Origin of the sequence: Pseudoalteromonas sp. MTN2-4 (genome assembly GCF_042848605.1) — a bacterium.
Lineage (GTDB): Bacteria > Pseudomonadota > Gammaproteobacteria > Enterobacterales > Alteromonadaceae > Pseudoalteromonas.
Genome location: NZ_BTGK01000010.1, coordinates 89,440 through 109,720, shown reverse-complemented (window position 1 = coordinate 109,720; position 20,281 = coordinate 89,440). Strand labels below are relative to the sequence as shown.

The 20,281-nt window shown below is 41.4% G+C and carries 17 protein-coding genes; 9 read left to right on the top strand and 8 right to left on the bottom strand.

What is annotated here, in order from left to right:
* Positions 1-111: 111 nt before the first annotated feature.
* The 4 genes from ACGHEH_RS18685 (at position 112) to ACGHEH_RS18670 (ending at position 3,691) form a co-directional block, all read left to right on the top strand.
* Positions 112-789: an ABC transporter ATP-binding protein gene (locus ACGHEH_RS18685; protein WP_390448439.1), complete on the top strand. Its 678-nt coding sequence runs from the start codon at positions 112-114 to the stop codon at positions 787-789.
* Entirely contained in the window at positions 786-2,195 is a 1,410-nt protein-coding gene (locus ACGHEH_RS18680; RefSeq protein ID WP_390448436.1) for an ABC transporter permease, read from the top strand. The genes ACGHEH_RS18685 and ACGHEH_RS18680 overlap by 4 nt, the downstream gene beginning before the upstream one ends.
* Before the next feature lie 56 nt (positions 2,196-2,251).
* Complete coding sequence (locus ACGHEH_RS18675) at positions 2,252-2,731, top strand: DUF3299 domain-containing protein (RefSeq protein WP_390448434.1); 480 nt, start codon at positions 2,252-2,254, stop codon at positions 2,729-2,731.
* A gap of 363 nt (positions 2,732-3,094) precedes the next feature.
* On the top strand, positions 3,095-3,691 hold the full coding sequence (locus ACGHEH_RS18670; RefSeq protein ID WP_390448432.1) for a hypothetical protein: 597 nt from the start codon (positions 3,095-3,097) through the stop codon (positions 3,689-3,691).
* Between the two features lie 219 nt (positions 3,692-3,910).
* Here ACGHEH_RS18670 and ACGHEH_RS18665 read toward each other — a convergent pair whose 3' ends face one another.
* The 3 genes from ACGHEH_RS18665 to ACGHEH_RS18655 are packed head-to-tail and all read right to left on the bottom strand — an operon-like array spanning position 3,911 to position 8,815.
* A complete protein-coding gene (locus ACGHEH_RS18665; protein WP_390448429.1) occupies positions 3,911-6,490 on the bottom strand; it encodes a M14 family zinc carboxypeptidase in 2,580 nt (859 codons plus the stop codon).
* A 12-nt stretch (positions 6,491-6,502) separates the two neighbouring features.
* Positions 6,503-7,876, bottom strand: a complete 1,374-nt coding sequence (locus tag ACGHEH_RS18660; protein WP_390448426.1) for a RimK family alpha-L-glutamate ligase — start codon at positions 7,874-7,876, stop codon at positions 6,503-6,505.
* Positions 7,877-7,879: 3 nt separating this feature from the next.
* A complete protein-coding gene (locus ACGHEH_RS18655; protein WP_349285069.1) occupies positions 7,880-8,815 on the bottom strand; it encodes an ATP-grasp domain-containing protein in 936 nt (311 codons plus the stop codon).
* 188 nt (positions 8,816-9,003) lie between these two features.
* On the opposite strand from ACGHEH_RS18655, the gene ACGHEH_RS18650 reads away from it, so the two are divergent.
* Both ACGHEH_RS18650 and ACGHEH_RS18645 read left to right on the top strand, forming a co-directional pair.
* The gene (locus ACGHEH_RS18650; RefSeq protein WP_390448423.1) at positions 9,004-10,140 is read left to right on the top strand and encodes a M20 family metallopeptidase; all 1,137 of its coding nucleotides are present in this window, start codon (positions 9,004-9,006) and stop codon (positions 10,138-10,140) included.
* Positions 10,141-10,336: 196 nt separating this feature from the next.
* The gene (locus ACGHEH_RS18645; protein WP_390448421.1) at positions 10,337-10,522 is read left to right on the top strand and encodes a hypothetical protein; all 186 of its coding nucleotides are present in this window, start codon (positions 10,337-10,339) and stop codon (positions 10,520-10,522) included.
* Positions 10,523-10,585: 63 nt separating this feature from the next.
* On the opposite strand, the gene mutM is transcribed toward ACGHEH_RS18645, so the two are convergent.
* The gene (gene mutM / locus ACGHEH_RS18640) at positions 10,586-11,395 is read right to left on the bottom strand and encodes a bifunctional DNA-formamidopyrimidine glycosylase/DNA-(apurinic or apyrimidinic site) lyase (protein WP_390448419.1); all 810 of its coding nucleotides are present in this window, start codon (positions 11,393-11,395) and stop codon (positions 10,586-10,588) included.
* Positions 11,396-11,596: 201 nt separating this feature from the next.
* Positions 11,597-12,082, bottom strand: a complete 486-nt coding sequence (locus tag ACGHEH_RS18635) for a hypothetical protein (protein ID WP_390448416.1) — start codon at positions 12,080-12,082, stop codon at positions 11,597-11,599.
* Positions 12,083-12,280: 198 nt separating this feature from the next.
* Here ACGHEH_RS18635 and ACGHEH_RS18630 point away from each other — a divergent pair, with 198 nt between their 5' ends.
* Entirely contained in the window at positions 12,281-13,201 is a 921-nt protein-coding gene (locus ACGHEH_RS18630; RefSeq protein ID WP_390448413.1) for a manganese-dependent inorganic pyrophosphatase, read from the top strand.
* Positions 13,202-13,275: 74 nt separating this feature from the next.
* Positions 13,276-13,998, top strand: a complete 723-nt coding sequence (locus ACGHEH_RS18625; RefSeq protein ID WP_390448410.1) for a helix-turn-helix transcriptional regulator — start codon at positions 13,276-13,278, stop codon at positions 13,996-13,998.
* Positions 13,999-14,312: 314 nt separating this feature from the next.
* Here the strand turns inward: ACGHEH_RS18625 and ACGHEH_RS18620 are convergent, their stop codons facing one another.
* From ACGHEH_RS18620 to ACGHEH_RS18610, 3 genes are all read right to left on the bottom strand, one after another.
* Positions 14,313-14,750 (bottom strand): hypothetical protein, encoded by a 438-nt coding sequence (locus ACGHEH_RS18620; protein WP_390448407.1) that lies wholly within the window; start codon positions 14,748-14,750, stop codon positions 14,313-14,315.
* Positions 14,751-15,085: 335 nt separating this feature from the next.
* Positions 15,086-15,802, bottom strand: a complete 717-nt coding sequence (locus tag ACGHEH_RS18615) for a substrate-binding periplasmic protein (RefSeq protein WP_390448404.1) — start codon at positions 15,800-15,802, stop codon at positions 15,086-15,088.
* Positions 15,803-16,300: 498 nt separating this feature from the next.
* The gene (locus tag ACGHEH_RS18610) at positions 16,301-18,121 is read right to left on the bottom strand and encodes an alpha/beta hydrolase (RefSeq protein WP_390448401.1); all 1,821 of its coding nucleotides are present in this window, start codon (positions 18,119-18,121) and stop codon (positions 16,301-16,303) included.
* Between the two features lie 122 nt (positions 18,122-18,243).
* On the opposite strand from ACGHEH_RS18610, the gene ACGHEH_RS18605 reads away from it, so the two are divergent.
* Entirely contained in the window at positions 18,244-20,277 is a 2,034-nt protein-coding gene (locus ACGHEH_RS18605) for a winged helix-turn-helix domain-containing protein (protein ID WP_390448398.1), read from the top strand.
* Positions 20,278-20,281 lie beyond the last annotated feature (4 nt).

Sequence of the window (20,281 nt, the reverse complement as noted above, 5' to 3'; positions counted from 1 at the left end):
TGTTGTTAAATGTGGGGTTTATCGTTGAATTTTGGTAATTAAACCGAGCAGAGTTTAGCCGATGAGAAAACTGTTATACCATCACAGTGTTTTTAGTTTATTGAGCCCATTATGATTGAGATAAACAACCTCGTATTTAGCTGGCCTAAATACCCCGCACCTACCCTAGATATTGCTGCTCTGACAATTAGCCAAGGCGAGCGAATATTTTTACACGGCCCAAGTGGCAGTGGTAAATCGACCCTGCTCGGATTATTAGCAGGTATTAATGCCATTCAAGCGGGTGATATTAAAATTTTAGATACGCAAATGCGCCAGCTCTCAGCCGCAAAACGAGATCAATTTAGGGCAGATCATATTGGGACTATTTTTCAAAACTTTAATTTGCTGCCATTTTTAGACCCCATTGAGAACGTCATGCTTGGCTGCCAATACTCTAAAATGCGAAAAAGCAAACTTACCCAGTCTTTACAGCAAAGCGCTATTAGCTTGCTAGAAAATTTAGGGATAGACCACACTCTACAAGCTAAATCTGTCAGTGAATTAAGTATCGGCCAACAGCAGCGAGTAGCGGCAGCACGGGCATTCATTGGTCAGCCAGAGCTTATCATTGCCGATGAACCTACCTCTGCACTTGACACAGACAGCCGTGAAGCATTTATCGAAACCCTGTTTGACCAAGCAGAAAAATACCAAGCCACTATTTTATTCGTCAGTCACGACCATAGCTTGGCGCAGCTATTTGATAGAAAAGTGAGTTTGAATGAGATTAACGGAGCGGCACAATGAACCTAGCATCTCTGGCATTTAAAAGTAGTTGGAATCGTAAATCGAGCGTACTACTCACTTTGTTCACCATCGCCATCAGTGTGATGCTGCTACTTTCGATTGAACGGGTAAGACAAGAAGCAAAAAGCAGCTTCGCCAATACCATTTCTGGCACCGATTTAATTGTCGGTGCACGCACGGGCGATATACAGCTTTTGCTCTCAAGTGTATTTCGCATAGGTCATGCTAATAATGCCGTGCAGTGGCAAAGCTATGAATATATTAAACAGCAACGAGGTGTGGCATGGAGCATCCCGATAAGCCTTGGTGACAGTCACAAAGGACATGCGGTATTAGGCACAGATAGCAGCTACTTTACACATTTCCGTTACGGTAGAAAGCAAATGCTGGCATTTGAACATGGCCGCGCATTTCATAATGGTCGCGAAGTGGTTCTGGGCAGCGATGTAGCAAAAAAGCTCAACTATCATCTCGGAGAACAAATCGTTATCTCTCACGGTATGGGTAACACCAGCTTTCATCATCATGATGATAACCCAGTGACCATAGTCGGTATTTTAAAACCGACCGGCACGCCTGTTGATCGCACCGTGCATGTGCCACTCATCGCCATTGATGAAATGCATGGCTCCGGTCATAACAAATCGCCACGCATGATTGGTAAGGCCATTAACAAACCAACAAATGAAGCAGTGCATTCTCATGATGAGCATAAACATGAAGAGCATGATCATCACTCACATGAAAAACATTACGATGAACACCACGAGCATGACGACCATAGTCATGGGGAACATCAGCATAAAACCCACCAGCCAGTTGAGAGTGAACCGGGCGATTTAATTGGTGAGCCAAAGCAAATAACTGCGTTTCTAATGGGTTTTGATTCACCTCTTTATACTTTACAAGTACGTCGCAATATCAACCAATATCAAGGTGAGCCACTGCTAGCCATTATGCCAGGCGTCACCTTACGAGAACTCTGGAGCATGTTAGATATTGTTGAAAAGATCTTATTGCTGTTTTCAATCGTGGTGGTAATCATCAGCTTGCTCGGTATGCTGACAACCTTACTCGCAACGCTCAATCAAAGGCGTCGTGAGCTGGCCATTCTTCGCTCAGTTGGCGCACGCCCTTGGCATATTTTCAGTTTGCTAACCAGTGAAGCTGTGATCATCACACTACTTGGCTGCCTAGTCGGAACGGCATTATTCTTTGTGGCAATCTTGCTAGCGCAACCTGTGTTGCAGGCACAGTTTGGTATTAGCTTGTCGCTTTCTCTGCTCAGCAGCTATGAAGTTAAGCTATTGGGCGCTATTATGCTCGCGGGCACTGTTATGGGACTGTTCCCTGCACTGCGCGCCTATTATTATTCACTCAGCGACGGCATGAGTATTAAGGTTTAATACCAATTTACATTAATACGTGATTAAGAGTATTGGTATAAGAGGATTTTTAAAATATGAAATTATTTTCACTCTGCTTTGCTTTGTGCTTTAGTGCACTGAGTTTTGCCCAAGCACCGAAAGAAATTTTTTGGGAAGACTTAATCCCACAAGGTCATGTGCAAATTAGCAATCAAGATGCAGCCAGTCACGATGGCTCAGACCAAAACTGGGTGCAACCAGATTTAGATGCTCCAGTAGTAAAAGCATTAGACGGTCAGTCAGTGAGTTTACCGGGCTTTGTTGTGCCCCTTGAAGGTGATAGCGAAGTGATCACCGAGTTTTTATTGGTGCCTTATTTCGGCGCATGTATTCACGTGCCACCACCGCCGCCAAATCAGATCGTCCATGTAAAAATCAAAAACGGTGTGCCAATCGAAAGTTTGTACGATGCAATCACAGTCACAGGGATCATCAAAGTTGAGACTTGGAGTGGCGAATTAGCGCAAACCGGTTACACCATGCAAGCAGTGGGTGTGGCTCCTTTTGAGCTTTAATTTAAAACTAAACGAAAGCGCAGCTTTATGCTGCGCATTTTGTGACTAAGTAACCGACTGTTATTGTTTTTAACTCCATAAACCTCACTACCCTCTCAGCCTAAATAAAGCCTTGCTTGCAAATCAAGCCCCCTTCCCCAGTTTTATTCAAACTCATCTCATTTAAAAATATTTTTACTCACAAGGTTAAGCCTGCATTCTCAGGAAGAAAAAGATAGAGCTATTCAAGACTTCATGCCATTAAAATGCGCATACTCGCAGTTGATAGTTCATTGTGGGTACTTGCTAAATATGCTAATTTTTGTCGAACAAAGTTAGCTAATTAAGAAACTTTATCTGAATAAAAATAACAACTAAGGGATAGTGATGTCTGGTATAAGGTTCTCCTCTCAAAAACTCAACCTTACTTTGGCACTTTGTGCCATGTTTATTTCTGCTGCGTCTTTTTATGCAACCTATTTACAAGCCAAGTCTGCCGAGCAACAAGTGAAAGCTATGACTTTACCTTTATTACAATATGGCACTGGCAATTTTGAACTCGGGACTAATAAGTCGGTTATATCATTTAATTTAACGAATGGCGGTGTTGGGCCTGCCATAGTTAAAACTGTTATCTATAAGTACAAAGGAAAGTCTACATTAAACTTTTTCGATTATTTAAAAGATTGTTGCTCAAATGAGTTAAAAGAATTTAATAGTAACCTATCTAAAGATTTAAATATTACGAAAGGTGGCTACGTCACCTCGCCAACGTATAATGTCGTTGTGCCCGCTCAAGACAAACTTGAATTTTACAAACTCTACCGAGGTGAATTGAATGACTCCTTGTGGTCAAAGCTAAATACTGAAAGAAAATATTTAACTGTACAGGTTTGCTACTGCTCTTTACTAGACGAATGTTATATAACTGAGAAAAAAGGAGTTGTTGAACCTGTGGAAGCCTGTCCCATAGCTGATTAATAATTCATGACTTATTTATGAGTCACTCTTTTAAAAAGAGTAACTCATAATCTTCCTTTGCTGATTAGTGTTTTCCGCCATAAATATACTGTAGGTTTAACCCATAAAGCTGTGACTAAACCTTCATTACTGTATGCAAAGAGATTTTAGCAATTGCAAAGAATCAGTATACTGTTAATTTTTAACCCTGAATGTTGCACTCATTATTGGAGTTCGAGTCTACTCCCCAATCATATTTTTACCCAAATAATAGACCGCCGCTGGCTCTGAATAATTTGGCGCATGATCGTAGCTAAATACCGCATAATATTTAGCGATATCTGGGTTACCGAAATTATCGAGCGTATATTCATCTGGCCCACCGTATAGCTTTACGCCATCAAACGGAGAACGCGGTGGGTGGAAGCAATTTCGCACCACAAAACAGCCGACAAAATCATCGCTTTCTGGGTTTTGCCAAGTCAGTTTTACTACTCCATTTTCAATCTGTGCCTGTAACTCTGTAGGTGCGGGTAAAGCTTGATTTCGACGGTCTATGTAGCGAATATTCAGCTCTGCATTACTCCACTCAATTAGCGCATTTTTAGCCTGTGACTCAGCTGTAGCTCGAATAACGAAATAATATGGGGTTTGTGTTTGATGTAAGCGCGCCAGCTCTTTCAAGCTGTAGCTGTCGAAAATAAAGTCGTGTGCGGTGCGCTCTTTAAGTTGGGCATTACTCACTTCATAGCCGATATATTCGATTTTCTGACGCTGCTTAACGTGCTTAAAATCAACGTCTTTTAACTCTACCAGCTCGACGGTAAAACGTACGTCTTTGCTCGATGGCAGTGAGTTTTGGCTGTACAAGGTTAAGCAAGCTTGAGTAAACACGGTTTTCTCTGGCTCTAACTCATGCTGGTGCTCAAATGCCATTTGCCCGTATACGATCTCACCTTGGTCATCGAAACCTGAGCATAAACTATCAACAATCACTTTCTCTTGGTAAATAGTGTTATAGCTGTTTGGCGTTAGCTTTAAGCTTTGTTCAGGTAATTGGTAAACCAATTCTAAGTTAGGGCGATAGTGTAAGCCGCTACCAAATGGCCCATAGCCTATGTCGAATTGCATGACTTGCGAGTCATTACCTAGTGGTAAACTGGTGGGCCCTTGCAAGCGTAAGATCAGTTTTTGGTCGTCTAACAACTGAGAGATCAAATCTCGCTCGACACCATTAAACGACCATTTAAGCCAAATACCTTGGGTCATTTTATCAGACTCAATCGTTTGCCCAAGCGTATGTAAAGCAGGTGCTTCACAAATGGCATTGTAGTCATAGATATTATCGATTTGATTTGGATCGAGTACCGATATCGACCATTCACCATACTTTTCTATTTTCGCATTCACCCGATTCATCGGGTATAAGAAAAACTCAGCCCGATCAATATGTGAGCCTTCTGGGATATTCGCCAAATCAAATACGACTACTCCCACGCTCGTGCCGCGTTTTTTATCGACGCCAATAAACATCGAATTATAACCAAAGCGTTCACGTGATTTTTGCTGATAGTTAGCACTTAGATACCCTACTTGCTCTTTGGCTGGGAATAAAGTTCGACTACATTGATGCTCTGCCAATAAGGTTTTTAAACGCAGTTCCGGGCTAAATGGCGACTTAATTTTAGTGACTTTATCGACGGCACGAATGTTGTAAAAATAAAACTGCCCACTTTCTAATTGTGTATCAGTGAACGATAAAGATTTAGTAATTGCCACTAGGTTGGCTTCATTACAAGGGCTTTTATTATGTTCTGCACGGTACAATTCAAAATAAATATCTTCGCGCTGTTCATATTCCCACTCTAACTCCACGCTATCATGACCCACCTGTTTAATGGTGAAGTCTGGTACTCTTGCAGGCGCAAGGTTTGAATAGTTGATCGCCTCACCCAAAGCATACGCAACCGCAGGAATATTTTCGGCAACACTCTGCGCCATATTCTTCATATAATCAGGAATATTACGGGTACCCACCTCGACCACAGTGGCAATAATACCCTTGCGATAATAATACTCGCGACCGCTGCCCTGAATAAGTTGTGCCGGTGGCTTACCACGGTGAATGCCATACTGACGCCCCGTAACCTTTTTAATCTCGTTGTTCATGTTGGCACACAACACATTTAAATCTGTGCCTTCAATCTCAACTTCGTGATTAAACTTATGCGCCGGAAAGAACACATTTCCTTGAGAATGGTAATCAAGGGCAATACAAATATTGCTGCGCTTTTCGACGAAGTCACGAATGGCGCAGGTTTCAGGCTCTGAAAACGCATGCGGACCACCATAAGTGTTCGACTGCGTATTGCTGTTACGCATGAATTTAGCGTCAAAGTTGCGGTTAAGATCCACACCAAAAGTGCCATCACCATTATTACGGCGGTTTTTACGCCAAAATGAAAAGTGATTCCGCGAGTATTCAAAGCCGTCAGGGTTTAGGCAAGGCACCATATACAGCGTGTTCCGTGTTAACGCTGTTTGTAACTTAGGGTTAAAGCGATAATTGTCTATGACATACTGAATAAACTTGATCGCTAACTCATTCCCTATCCACTCCCGTGCGTGAATGGTGCCAGTATACAATAACGCGGGTTTGTCATCCGCATAGGTTACATCTAATGACAAAGTAACCAGCATAATGGGCCTGCCCTCCCAGGTTTCACCGATACTTTGCAGACGAATTAAATGCGGATGTTCACTCATCGCTTTTTGTAAAAAGTCGATGGTGTCTTGATACGACGCGTATTGTATTTTCATGCCTACTTCCCGTTATGCTTTTGTAAAGGCGTGCCAGTGATCGACGATTTTCTCTAGCTTTTTCGCTTTGAGATTTTTTACAACACACAGCTGCTCAGGCTCAGTATTTAAGGCCTCAACCACGCCAGTTGCGCCAAACGTCGCTAAGATGTCATCAATCATCTTGTCACCCACACCTTTTACTTCACCCAACATGGCGCGAATTTGTGACTCATCAAATGCCACATTCGGTAAATCGGTTTCAGACATGACTTCATCACTGCCTGGTACCGGTTGCATGGCTGATGCTGGCACCACTTTGGCTGGCAGTTTAAAGTTATCTTGTAGATTCCAGATCTCACTCGGCCACTCTTCACCCGCGCGGTACTGGGTATCAAAGATTGGATATCTTTGCTCTGTCATATCGGTAAATAATTCGCCGCAGTCTTGGCTTGGGGTATATTTAGAAAAACCAATATGGCGCATGGTACGAAGAAAACGCGCATCGATTTTGCCCAACTCTTCCCAGTTATAAATAGGAATATTTGGTTTGCGAAAACGCCCTTCACCCAATAGCCACATCAAGTATTGACCTATCCAATCACGGATATAAGGGAAGGCTGCAAACGCCGTCGCACACTCTAAAATACGTAGCTTGCCGTCTTTACCCAATGCGATATCACAAGCCCAATATTCTGCATTCGCCGCTTTGGAAGTCTTAGTCGCTAAATCTAGCACTGACTTTGGAATACCTTGATAATCCATACTGCCGCCCTGACTGGTGTTAGTGAGCCACTCCCCTTCAGGCGGGCGTCGCCAAAACGCACAAACAGGTTTATGACCAATTAGCATGACGCGAATATCTGCTTCCATCGGCACAAAATCTTGTACGTACACTGGGTAATAACGCTTTTCACTCAGCAGGCTCTGCGCTTCTTCGTAGCTGTCTACCTTATGGACAAAGTAACCACCATAATTAGATGGGCCGTAAGAGCGTTTAATTATTTTCGGATAAGTCGCCGACGCAAGATAAGACTGCGCTTTTTCAGGAATATAAAAAATTTCTGTATGCGGGATAGGCAAGTCGTATTTACGGCAAAAGTGTGTGACATTTTCTTTTGATTTATTAGAAAACTGACTATCTAGTGACGGTAAAAAACGCACATTGGGTAGAGCTCGGGCAATGTCACGAAATGTCTCGTAAGCCGTAGCTGGAATATTCCCAATCAACACGTCGATTTTTTTACGCTTCACTTCTGCAATAAAGCGGGCTTTGTCATTGCCCCAATGATAAGTCACTTGCTCAATTTTATCGGGCCAACCTTTAAAGTTCGATTTATCAAAAAAGCGCAGTACATAGTCTAAGTAAAGTAGACCGATTTTAGGCAGTGAGGTTTTCTTCGTCATGATTTAAGCCACCTTGGCAGATTGCAGTGAAAGTTTGCGTTGTACAGTTTTGTCTATCAACTCGACCATGGCCGAGATTTTGCTTTGATTAAAGTTAATCCCCAGCGCTTCTTGCTCTGGTGTGGCAAAAGCAGGGATAGTATTGACTTCGAGCACCACGTATTCTTCTCGCTCACGGTCGTAAATAAGGTCAACTCCTGCGATTTCTAAACCGAGAGTTTCTGTGGCTTTAACTGCAATATCGACCACTTCATCATTTGGCTCGCGCACAAATACAGAGCCGCCGCTGGTGATGTTGGTTTTCCAATCGTCTTTTGGAGCCTTACGGCCATAACAGCCCACACATTTACCATCTACAATATCAATACGATAGTCAGTGTTGTCATAGTTGATAAAGCGCTCTACGTAGAAATAACGTAAGTCGGTGCGGCTTAAAAAGGGCATTAACATGTCAAGCGCCTGCTCAGAGTCAATTTTTACTATGCCAACGCCGCCCCAGCCGTCGGTTGGTTTGTAAACCAGCTTGCCGCCGAAGTCGCGGATCGCTGACTTTAAGCCGTCCATGTCGTTCTTGTGGCATAAGCGGTAATCTGGTGTCACGATGCCTTGCGAGCTAAGTAAGTGAGAGGTACGGAATTTATCTTCAGCAATTGAGAAAGCATTGTAATTATTCAACGTTGGAATGGTTTCGCTCAATGTTTGGTACAAGTAAAGCTGATACTGAGTTTGCTGTCCGGCGTTGTAGCTTAAAAACGTATCTAGCTTTTCCATGGCAATGCCATTGCAAATAATTGAGCCGCCTTGCGCTCTGGCATCTCTTAAATTTAATCCTGTTGAGGTTTGAATGCCTCGCTCAGCCAAAGCGTGAACTAGTTTTTGCTCGATGGCTTTACCGCCACCATTTTCGTACATCCAAATGCCTACATGAGGTGCTGTCACAATATGCTCCTTGTTTTCAAAACGGGTATAGCACAAAAGGGTTATTTGCGCTGTTGGCCGCAATTTAAACGGATCAAGATGACACTTTTTTGACCAATTGCAGCGAACAAAATTTGTTCATAAAACATTCACCTCCTTGAAACATAGTGTCGAGAAACTGGCGGCAAATAAATACAGGGAAATCCGTTATGACACAGATAGATTTTGCAGAATTAGCAACCCTTATTCGTTGTAATTCTCATAGTAAAAACAAAGTAGGGATTGATGAACATGGCGAGCAAATGATAGCGCTGCTTGCGCCTTTGGGTTTTGCTATGACCCGTTACCAAAGAGAAAATATTGGTGACCACTTGCTTTTCCATACCCCTAAAAGAGCGGGCAAAAAAATCTTATTGCTCGGCCACCTAGATACCGTTTTTCCGCCCAATACCTTTACCGAGTTTAAGCAAGATGACGACTGGGTGTATGGCCCTGGTGTGTGCGATATGAAAGGCGGTAACTTTGTCGCCCTGAATGCACTTCGTAACTTAAAAGCGGAATTTGGCCCACTCTACAACATCGACTTTTTATTGGTCAGTGATGAAGAAACAGGCAGCGATGACAGTAAATATTTAACCGCAAAACTCGCCAAAGACTACGACGCGTGTTTGGTATTTGAAGCGGCGGGTAAAGATCACGAAGTCGTTATTGGTAGAAAAGGCATTGCCACCTTCGATATTGAAATAATTGGCAAAGCCGCCCACGCTGGCAATCACTACGCCGATGGCATCGACGCCAACTATGCGCTGGCAAATATGCTCACTGAGATGACCGCTCTGACCGATTTAAAAAAAGGCAGTACCGTGAATGTCGGTAAAATCTCAGGCGGTTTAAGCACCAATACCATTTCGCCAAAAGCCAATATGATGGTCGAAGCCCGTTTTAAAACTTTAAAAGAGCAACAGCGATTGCTCAAAGGCATAGAAAATATCTGTTTTGCCATGGAGATCACCGGTGTGCAAATTAACGTGAACGGTGGCTTACAACGCGGCGTGATGAGCCCAGATGCATTGCAACAGCAGCTTCTTGACGAGATTGCCATGATCTTAGATGAGCCGCTAAAAACCGAACAACGCGGTGGTGTGTCAGATGCGAACGTAATCAGCGCAGCAGGTGTGCCAACCTTAGATGGATTTGGCCCTTATGGTGACGGCGACCACACCATTCACGAGCGCGCATTAAAAAGCAGTTTTGAGTTGCGAATAAAGCAAGTGACACAGATATTGTCGGCGTGGTGTTATCAATCAGACAGTGAAGAATCTAAACAAGATGCGCTCGAAGTTTAAAAATATTCATACTTTAGGCTATTTTAAACGAAAAAATAGCTTTTGAAGGCCAGTTATTGAACGTTTCTCAAACAAATATCGATTTCACGCTTAGTTAGCTGTAAGTTTAAATTTCTTCAATTTAATTTGATTGATTTTTGTGCAACTTTTATTGTGCTTATTTACCGATAAGTACAACAAATATAAGGAGCATAAAATGAAATTAAATAAGATTAAAAAGCAACAACTTAAAAACTTAAGTCAGAGTAAGATGAATAACGAGCAAACTGCAGCGGTCGCAGGTGGTACTTACACCAACCCAGCGCTTAGTTGTATCTCTTGTTTAACTGACTGCCCACTTTATAGATGTTCAGCATTTAGTAAGGCTGTTATGGCCTGCTAAGTTTTACTCAGTGCTTAACTGCCAATAGCTTATTGGCAGTTATTAAATTGTAGCTTTCAACCTCTAGTTCTGGCACTTAGGGCAATACACAGTACTTCGCTGGCCTAAGCGAATTTCTTTAAGCACAGTTTTACAGGTCACACACTCTTCGCCTTTGCGTCCATAAACCAGTAATTGCTGGGCAAAATAACCCGGTTTACCGTCAGACTGTGCGAAGTCTTTTAGCGTAGTACCACCTTGGGTGATGGCCGCAGCTAAAGTGTCTTTGATGATTGGCGTGAGTAATTTATAGCGCTTTAACGATACCTTGCCCGCTTCGCGTTTTGGATGAATACCCGCTTTGAACAGCGATTCGTTGGCGTAAATATTACCGACGCCCACAACCACATGGTTATCCATAATAAATTGCTTTATAGGCACCTTCTTGTTGCGAGAACAGTCAAACAAATGCTCGGCAGTAAAATCATCGGTAAGAGGCTCAGGCCCTAGCTTTGCGAACAACGCATGAGACTCATCAGGCGCTTGCCATAAACACGCACCAAAACGACGGGCATCGTTTAGACGTAACGCTTTGCCATTATCGAAGTGGATCTCAATATGATCGTGTTTTTTTAGCGGCTCACTGATTGGCACAATGCGCAAATGTCCCGACATACCCAAGTGTAAAATCACACTGCCAATATCAGTATCGAGCATTAAGTATTTTGCTCTACGGCGTACACTGTTGATCGTCAGCCCTTCAATGTCTTTCACTTCATCTGGCACAGGCCAACGCAGGCTTGCATTGCGTACAAATACTTTACTGACTGTTTGTTTTTCAATGTGTGGGCTAATGCCTAAACGGCTGACTTCGACTTCTGGTAATTCAGGCATGAGGTTCTCTAATGTCTATTTCTTTAAATATGTTGAGATTATACCAATCCGCTTAACTAAGTGGTCCATTTTGAGACAAGAAAACCTTGTTGGTAGCAAGGCAAATATTTCGTTATTTAGTTATTCTAAATGTGAAATCTTTAACGCAGCTATCATCAGGTTTAATCCCTCAAAATGATTAAGTGTTATTGCGGATTGGTATTATTGTGCTGCTTGCGCTAAGTTAAGCGGTTCAAACAGTTGATACGCTAGCTCTGATTCTAAGATCAGCCAAGATTGCTGCTGCTTATCAAAAATATAGTATTGCTCGTCGTCTTGATAGAGTTGAAAGCTCCAAGGTAACTCCTCACCTGCTAACCAAAACTGCGCCACACTGATGGCTTTGCTGCTCGGCAAAGAAATATCTGTCAGCTCTAACTCAACTTGTTGCCATGCATCAATCAACAAAGGTAATTGATTTGGATTTACTTGCCACGGCCCTTCACTACGCCAAGCTGTGCCGATGCGTTCAATTTTGTAGCCAGGAAAAGCCAATGTCAGTACAAATGTTTGCTCGGGTAGGAGTCGCTGAGGGGCAGACACTTGCTCATTCGGGTTGAGCTTATGATGCAGACCATTTAAAAAGAAGATCATGATCAGCATGGCGAAGATCACCACGTTATTCCATGCTTTACGACTCAATCCCATGCGCTTGCCTCTGTGCTTTATTGTTTTTATTAAATAGTCGTTTTGCAGTGTATCGAAAAACATCTTCACTGTGGAGCATGCTTTTACCCTGTTTTGCTTAGGTTAAGCTTAGATTTAGGTCTAAAAATGCATCGACTTGCTATTAAACTGTCGTGATTGTTTGCTAGAATATTTCGCAAAATTTAAGGAGTTCCGTCCATGGCAATGTATGTAGTGGGTCATAAGATCCCTGATTCAGATTCTATTTGTGGTGCAATTGCACTTGCATATTTAAAAAATCAAATTGGTGAAGCAGCAATCGCAACGCGTTTAGGCGATGTATCGCCTGAAACACAGTTCATTCTAGACACGTTTGGTTTTGAAGCACCTGAGCTTAAAATGAGCTACGCAGGTGAAGAGGTTTACATCGTAGACCACACAGAAAAAACACAAGCGCCAGATGACATTGATGAAGCAACGGTTGTAGGTGTAGTTGACCACCACAAACTTGGCGACTTAACGACATCTACACCGCTTGAGTGTTGGATCCGCCCTGTTGGTTGTTCAAACACCATCATCAAGATGATGTATGACTTCTACGGTGTTGAAATTCCAAAGAACATCGCAGGTCTTATGTTAGGTGCAATCTTATCTGACACCGTAATCTTCAAGTCACCAACTTGCACGACTGCTGACATCAAGTGTGTTGAAGTACTGGCTGAAATCGCTGGTATCGAAGACTACAAAGCATTCGGTATGGAAATGTTTAAAGTTAAATCAGCGGTTGAAGGCACACCTGCTCGCGACTTAGTTATGCGTGACTTTAAAGACTTCAACATGAACGGTAACCTAGTAGGTATCGGTCAATTAGAAGTTATCGACCTAGCTGTATTTGACGACATCAAAGCTGATCTTGAAGCTGACATTGCGAAGCTGAAAGAAGAAGGCGGCCGTCACTCTGTATTCTTACTACTTACAGACATCATGAAAGAAGGTTCACAAATGCTAATCGCGTCTGATGACGAAGGCATTGTTGAGCGTGCTTATGGTGTTACGCCTGAGCAAAGCCGCGTATGGTTAGATGGCGTACTAAGCCGTAAGAAGCAAGTAGTACCACCACTACAAGATGCATTTGCATAAGTAATAACTAGCAAGTTATGTAAATAGCTGATAAAACCGAAGCAATGTCTTCGGTTTTTTATTGCCCATAATCTATGACGCAGCACGCACCTAGCCAATTACTCATCGAGCCCGGCATACTAGCTATTTTTGGCGCAGTGCCAAAAACGGCTACACATCAACACACGCTTATTCAGATCACCTTACCTATGGGTGACGCGGATATGCGCCTTACTCTGCCAAATCACGATGAAATACAGCTCACTGGTGCAAGCATCATTAACCAAACAATCAGCCATCAACTCACCATGCAAGCTGGGTGGGTGATCTTAATCGAGCCAAGCTGCAACCTTGGCATGCAACTCATGGCGAAACTGGCTGATAAAGCCTTTATTGAAATCGAAATTAATAAGAACTTAGACAGCACTCAATGCCTCAGTGAGTTGCTCGACTTGTGTGGTTTAACCCCAGCACTTCAAACCACACTTGATGCACGGATAGCTCGCCTACTCGATAAACTGAATTGCTGTATTGGTAAGGAGTGTGTGAAACCACAACAGTGGCGCGCAGCAGACATTGCGCTTGAGCTCAATCTCTCAGAAAGTCGCTTTTTGCATTTATTTAAAGACACCATGCAGATCCCGTGGCGACCTTATTTATTATGGCGACGTCTAATATGTGCAGTACAGACATTACAACAAGGAAAAACCGCTACTGAAGCGGCGTATATTGCAGGTTTCTCAGACAGTGCGCATTTGAGCCGCACTTTTAAAAAGCATTTTGGGTTGAGTTTGAGGGAATACAATAAGACAGGATAAAGGCTGAAGTGGGTTTAACCACAGATTATTATCAATTTTAACCGGGGGCTCCTACGGGTTTAATAAGTACATAAAAGTTTCCTTTTAAATAAAATATAAGCAATTGAAAAAAAAGAAAAAGAGGAAGCGTGTTAGAGCATGTAAGATTAGGCCCATTAAAAATGGGACACACCAACCATTAACTAGTGAATACAAAACTAATGCTCCAAATTTAGTTTCATACATTTTAAAAGCCAATGAAGCGCCTTTGGCTAAGTCATTTGGTACACTTGAAAATGTCTTATCTTCAACTATGAAAAGACCAAACAGAAAGATCAAACTACAGAAAAAAAACAAAGAGAAAAAAATAAATGAATAACATAAAATGAAAGAGCATTTTTGCTTGTTTTAGTTCTATGCTTTTTCTTTAACCTGCCTTCCATATTTGAAAAGAACAAAGAGAACAAAAAAATTAACACAAAGAAAATGAAATTGATGGCATAAATAAACTTAAACTTATCTCTTAGCCGAATTGAATGCATAACATTTTTTTCAGCCCCGGGAACTGACTGATACACAATGTCTGCTATTGTTACAAACCAACTAGGTAAGTCTTTCACTTCGACACAATATATAAGTATCGCATTAAGAAAAAGCAGAAGAAACAACATAAAATTAAGAATTTTAAAGCTATAACGCCTTATCTTTTGCCCCTTCTCACCATAGCTGCAAGCTACCCTTTCGACTAGTTGGTGTAGTTTTAAAGCTGTCATTTAATCTCCTAACCAACTTTAAATAGTTTTGAAACTTCATCGTCAAATACTAAAAGTTAACTGTTGTTGTGTGGGAGTCACAACCCCACCTAAGGTCGATAGCTGAAGTCATAAAGAATGTCGTTAGATAGGTATCTTTTACTTTGAGAGTAGTTAATGAGATATGCTGAACTAGTTTCAGTTGCTCCTTCAACCTCAACGCTAAATACCTAAAAATGATACATTAGAATAAAATATTAAAGCAACAACTAACTTTTTAACTAACTGAAACTTTTATCATTTCCTTTAATTTAAGATAGATGAATTTTGGCAAATGTAATTTTCGCGACATATTATTAAGGCACACCTGTTAATGCCACTTGCTCCATTCGCCCTAGGTAAGCTTCAACGATTTTGGCATAGCCTTCACCCTGTTTAAACTTCTTCAATTCATAATTAAACCTATCTCTGAGCATTTTATCTTTAAAAGCGACACTGGCGGTGACAGGCGGAATTAGATAATAATGTTTAAAGATATCTACAGGTCTTTGTTTGTCGTTCAAGCGGTAGAAGTAATAAAAAATATATTGGTCTAATAGTGCAAAATCGTAACGGGATTTAGCCAGAATCTCGGGGATCACCGACATATCTGCCGACTCTTTATATCTCGCTTGCTCCGATATGGTTTTAAATTCATTGCCAAAATAGCCCGGCGCACCTTGAAAGGTAATCACAGAATATTTTGCAAAATCACTGATAGAGTCGGGCGATAAATTACGCTCAGATAAAGAAAACACCATGGGCTTATAGGTAACAATAGGGTCGCTGCTATAAAAGTTATCGCTGCCTTTTGCAAAGAATATTGGTGCCATTAGATCGTACTGGCCCGAGCGAACTAACTTTTCAGCACGGCCTAGCGCGACAAAGTGCAAATTAACAGAATAGCCGAGCTGCCTGAGCACGGCTTTGGTCACATCTAAATCTATGCCGCTGTAGAGTTGATGATTTATGGTATGAGGCGGACCTTCACTGGTAACTAAGTTTAGGGCGTGGGTAATATGAGAAAAGCACAATGAAAATAAAAAAGCACAGTATTTTAGAAACGACCCTTTTTTCTATTTCGTTTATGAAAATAACTGTGCATCTTAATTCCATGCTATGTAAGCCTGATTTAATCACCTTTAATCTTAGGAGTAATCACGAGGAGGTAAAGTGCTGTACTGATAAAAGTCTCAAATTAGCCCACGTAATCTCTAGTAAGATCGCAGGCCATTAAGAATTAGAAAAGTAATTAGGGCGTGTTGACCTTTGAGGTATGAATTTTGTTCAAATCAAAGGCTTTCAATACACGAAATGAGCTACGAAGCATAATGGGTTATGTGAGTGGCGAATGACAAAGTAGTGGAAGCCTTTGGTTGAACTCTTCGAGCAGCGCGAGTTGGTCATTTATTCGGCGTTATCGGCTGATTTACATAGAATAACTATGCGGGGCAACCCTTGCTACGCAGCCTCTGCCTGGCCTAAATACCCAACTCACTGCTGCAAAAACAAACAGCAAAGGTCAACACGCCCTAATCATTACGCTCTAATCTCTCTAGTACCGCTTTAACGACAGTATCAGGGTGCTCAAAAAACACTTGATGACTAGCATTTTTTAACTCGTAGTAATTCCCTTGGGTTTTGTAAGCAATATCTTTGCTCCATTGCGTACCCTCTTGTTGCCATTGAACTAAACTCGGTTTTTCATCCTCGTTAGCATTAGCAATATCTAAGCGCTCAAAGTCGCTGTCAATGACACTAATAGGCACACTAATATTGTGCTGTAATGGCTCAGCAATATTCAGATCATCATGATAGTTCATCATTTCTTTTATACGTGTTACTTGATTTTCGACTTTTAACCGCTGCTCTGTTACTTGGTCATAGTAGACCCAGTCCATTGTCTCTTGATGATTTGAAGAGATGAGCTTAACAAGCTCTTCACGTTCTATGGCAATGCGCTCGCGGCTCTTTTCAGTCCAATTACCACCACGTACATGCTCAATATATTCTGTTTTATATTTTCGTAGGGCTGCAACCGATCCACTTTGATATTGAGCTATTGAGTGAGGCAGTAAAATATCAGGATCAGCCCACACTACACCATTCACCTTAATCTCAGGGTTGGGATTATGTAAATACATAAGGGTCGCTAAATTACTGTTAGCGAAGCTCAAGAATGTCACTTTTTTAGTACCTAACAAGCTAAGTAGTTCAGGTAGATCATCCGCCAATTGTTTGAATGAAGGCTCTTCTACATCGGAGCTCCAGGCATTCCCCAACCTGTCTATTACATGCACCCTTGCATGCTTTGAAAGTAATGGTTGAATCAGTGAAGCCCAAGCGGAGTCACTGTGAAAAAACTTGTTCGCACCTGAGAGTATCACCACATCTCCCTTGTCAGTTTGTTTACCCATACTCCTAACATGGTAGTTTTTAGTATTCACCGTATACAAAGCAGAATATTCAGGTAAAGCGTACATACTGCTTTGATTAAAAAAGTCTAATAGCTGGTTTGAGGTTGAATAGTTTTCAAAAGACCAAGCATGCCCCCCCCCGTCAATACTGACTAATTTACTTAATAATTTAGTGTCAGTCGAAGAACGATATAGTTTCTCAGTAACGTGCTCACTGGGCATATTTTCAGACACTATGGCATCAGGTATGGTCTGGCTAGAAATCAACTCGACAGCTTTTGGCGCCGATATAAGCCCAAAGTTAAGATGCACCAAACCTCGATAAGGTAGCACCCTATCAGCGGTACCTTGAACTAACATATAACTTGTTGGATCGGTAATACTACACATAATCGATAACCTGTCTGACATAGGCGAAGCAACACTTGCGACAGCTTGAAACTTTTCACTGAACTTACAGAGCATATTTTGACTGAACAGCCCTCCTTGAGAAAAGCCCACTGCATAGTTTTCGCCTTCCAACAAATTATATTCAGCATGCATTTTATCAATCAGCTGAACGATAAATTCGACATCTTTAGCGCCTAAACGATGTGCAATGTTGCACTCACACCCTTCATCCCACTCGACCTCCTTAGATTTAGGGTAAATCACAAGATAATCATCGCTTAATAACTCAAATCTCGTCATGCGTTGCATGCCCTGTTCTGTTCCCCCTGAGCCATGAAAAGCAAATAATAGCTTGTATGCTTTTCCTTCTTTAAGTCCACCTGCAGGGAAGGCCAAGGTATAAAAACGATCTCCTAAACTTAAGTGTAAATCACTTGAAGTTTCTTCTTGTGTTTCATTAAGTTCAACGTGTTCTGTCGAGTGGTCCTGACTTCCACAAGCTTGTAGCAAACCAGATAATACAAGGGGTAATAATAACTTTTTCATTTGTCTCTCCTGTTTTGCCAAGAGACTAAATTTGCTGCTACATTATTGTCACAACCTTTAATCGAATTTATCGTTACCTTTTGCTTACCTAAAAAATAAGTATAAAAAACATTAGGCTAGGTATGAAATATCAAATCCACGACATCATCTTTGATACTCAAGAAAAAGCGCTTTTTCATAATGAAGAAAGCGTTTTATTGGAAGCCAAGTCTTATCACCTATTATTAGCCTTTATTCAAAGTGACGAACCAGTTCTATCGAGAGACAAATTAATTGAGTTAGCCTGGCCACAACAAGTCGTCTCTGACGGTGCGGTAAACAAAGCGATATCTAAACTTAGAAACCATCTGGAACAGTTATCACCAGATGTCGAATTTATTCTCACCAAACCTAAGTTTGGGTATCAATTTTGCGCACCAGTAAAAATAGTGCCTGAGCCTAATAGCACATTGGGCTCTGCAGGAGTAAAGCCCTCTCTCAATCTTCAAAATAGATGGCTAATCATCGTCATTAGCACTGTCTTGCTTGTCTCGCTCTTTTTCTTATACATAGATAGCGCTGTGCAAAGCACGGTAGAGAAAACCAAACAAACTGAGTTTAGCCAGTTTAGATTTACTGCATTAGAGGGAGTCGAAACCAAGCTTAGCAGTGCAAAAGACGGGAAAGTGTTATTTATAAATACTGATTTCAATGGTCAAGCATCACTTTACTTGAAGGTAAATAAAAACATCCCAAAAGTATTGCCCATAAACCTCACTGACGTTCGAGATATTCGACTTGCTCCAAATGGAAAGGTCATAGGATTAGTCTCTCAAAATGGAGAAAGCTGCTTAATAGAACAAGTATCTCTCGCCTCTTTTGATAAAAAGACACTGTTTAATTGTAGTCAGTTTTCGGATGTAAAAATTGCATGGCACTACGATATGCAAAGGCTCTTTATTCAAGCACGAAAAAATAACGCTACGCCCTATAAAATATATCAATTTAAAATAGCAACTCAGGTACTAGAGCAAATATCTTTGCCACAAAAACATGCCGCTTTAAATGGTGACTTTCGATTGGCCACTCACCCCTCTCAGCCTCGTTTAGCATTTGCTCGATATCTTGAGTCTGATCGCAGTGAAATTCATGTACTTAACACCCATACATTGGAAAAGCTGGCAACTTATCCTGTACCGTATGTGGTTGGCGCTTTAGCGTGGGACGTAGAGGGTGATGTACTGTTTTTCTCTGCAGACAAGACTTTACTACAAATTGATGCTCAAAGCGGTTCTGAACACGTAACCAAACAGTTGAGTTATCCGATCGAGTCCATTGCCAGTACATTCTCTTCTAACGGCAAGGTATTACTGGCAACTCAATACCACCCCAGTAGTCGTATAAAAAAATATAACTTTAATACACAAAACACCCAGACCATGCTTAACAATGCAGCACTCAACCGTCTACCAAGACAAACTGATGATCAGTCATTGTTGTTTCTCTCAGATATGATGGGCACGCATGATTTATGGCAACTTAAAGGCGAAGCGTTAAACAAAATCTCGCTGCCATTTGAATTTGGCTTTAGACGCTTTCAAATTGATAGCCAAAAAGAGCATGTACTTTTTGAAAAACAGGGCGCTTTATATGAGCTTAATTTACTCACCAATGAAAAGAATAAACTCATAACTGCTGAGCACAAGGCGTATGTTGCTAACTATAGCGAGGACGATAAAAACATCATTTATAGCAGTCAAAAAAGTGGTGAGTGGCAATTATGGCTATTTAACAAAGTGACTTTAACCCATACTCAATTAACACAATATGGTGGCTATAGTGGCTATCAATATCAAGGTGGACTGGTTTACTCAAAAAGAACCCAAGCTGGACTATGGCGCTTGTTTGAGGGGGAAGAGACTTTACTTATTAAAGATTTTAGCAATATAAACTGGCTCAACTTTCAACTAATAGAGGACAAGGTTTACTTTTATCGTAAGGCCTCGGGCATTTGGCGTTATAACTTAACAACCAAAGAAGCTGAAAAAGTCATGGCAACTAATCAACACTTCATCAACCAATTCAATGTTAATGCAGCACAAAATGCAATATTGTTTGCAGAGCTCAAACCTATTCAAGGTGATGTGCAAGGCTTATTGATTCAAGACATGCACTGATTAA

Coding starts and splice junctions, on each gene's coding strand:
- ACGHEH_RS18630 (WP_390448413.1), top strand. CDS start 12,281: ATGGCAATGTATGTAGTGGGTCATAAGATCCCTGATTCAGATTCTATT.
- ACGHEH_RS18650 (WP_390448423.1), top strand. CDS start 9,004: ATGACACAGATAGATTTTGCAGAATTAGCAACCCTTATTCGTTGTAAT.
- ACGHEH_RS18685 (WP_390448439.1), top strand. CDS start 112: ATGATTGAGATAAACAACCTCGTATTTAGCTGGCCTAAATACCCCGCA.
- ACGHEH_RS18625 (WP_390448410.1), top strand. CDS start 13,276: ATGACGCAGCACGCACCTAGCCAATTACTCATCGAGCCCGGCATACTA.
- ACGHEH_RS18680 (WP_390448436.1), top strand. CDS start 786: ATGAACCTAGCATCTCTGGCATTTAAAAGTAGTTGGAATCGTAAATCG.
- ACGHEH_RS18610 (WP_390448401.1), bottom strand. CDS start 18,121: ATGAAAAAGTTATTATTACCCCTTGTATTATCTGGTTTGCTACAAGCT.
- ACGHEH_RS18675 (WP_390448434.1), top strand. CDS start 2,252: ATGAAATTATTTTCACTCTGCTTTGCTTTGTGCTTTAGTGCACTGAGT.
- ACGHEH_RS18665 (WP_390448429.1), bottom strand. CDS start 6,490: ATGAAAATACAATACGCGTCGTATCAAGACACCATCGACTTTTTACAA.
- ACGHEH_RS18660 (WP_390448426.1), bottom strand. CDS start 7,876: ATGACGAAGAAAACCTCACTGCCTAAAATCGGTCTACTTTACTTAGAC.
- ACGHEH_RS18605 (WP_390448398.1), top strand. CDS start 18,244: ATGAAATATCAAATCCACGACATCATCTTTGATACTCAAGAAAAAGCG.
- ACGHEH_RS18645 (WP_390448421.1), top strand. CDS start 10,337: ATGAAATTAAATAAGATTAAAAAGCAACAACTTAAAAACTTAAGTCAG.
- ACGHEH_RS18635 (WP_390448416.1), bottom strand. CDS start 12,082: ATGGGATTGAGTCGTAAAGCATGGAATAACGTGGTGATCTTCGCCATG.
- mutM (WP_390448419.1), bottom strand. CDS start 11,395: ATGCCTGAATTACCAGAAGTCGAAGTCAGCCGTTTAGGCATTAGCCCA.
- ACGHEH_RS18620 (WP_390448407.1), bottom strand. CDS start 14,750: ATGACAGCTTTAAAACTACACCAACTAGTCGAAAGGGTAGCTTGCAGC.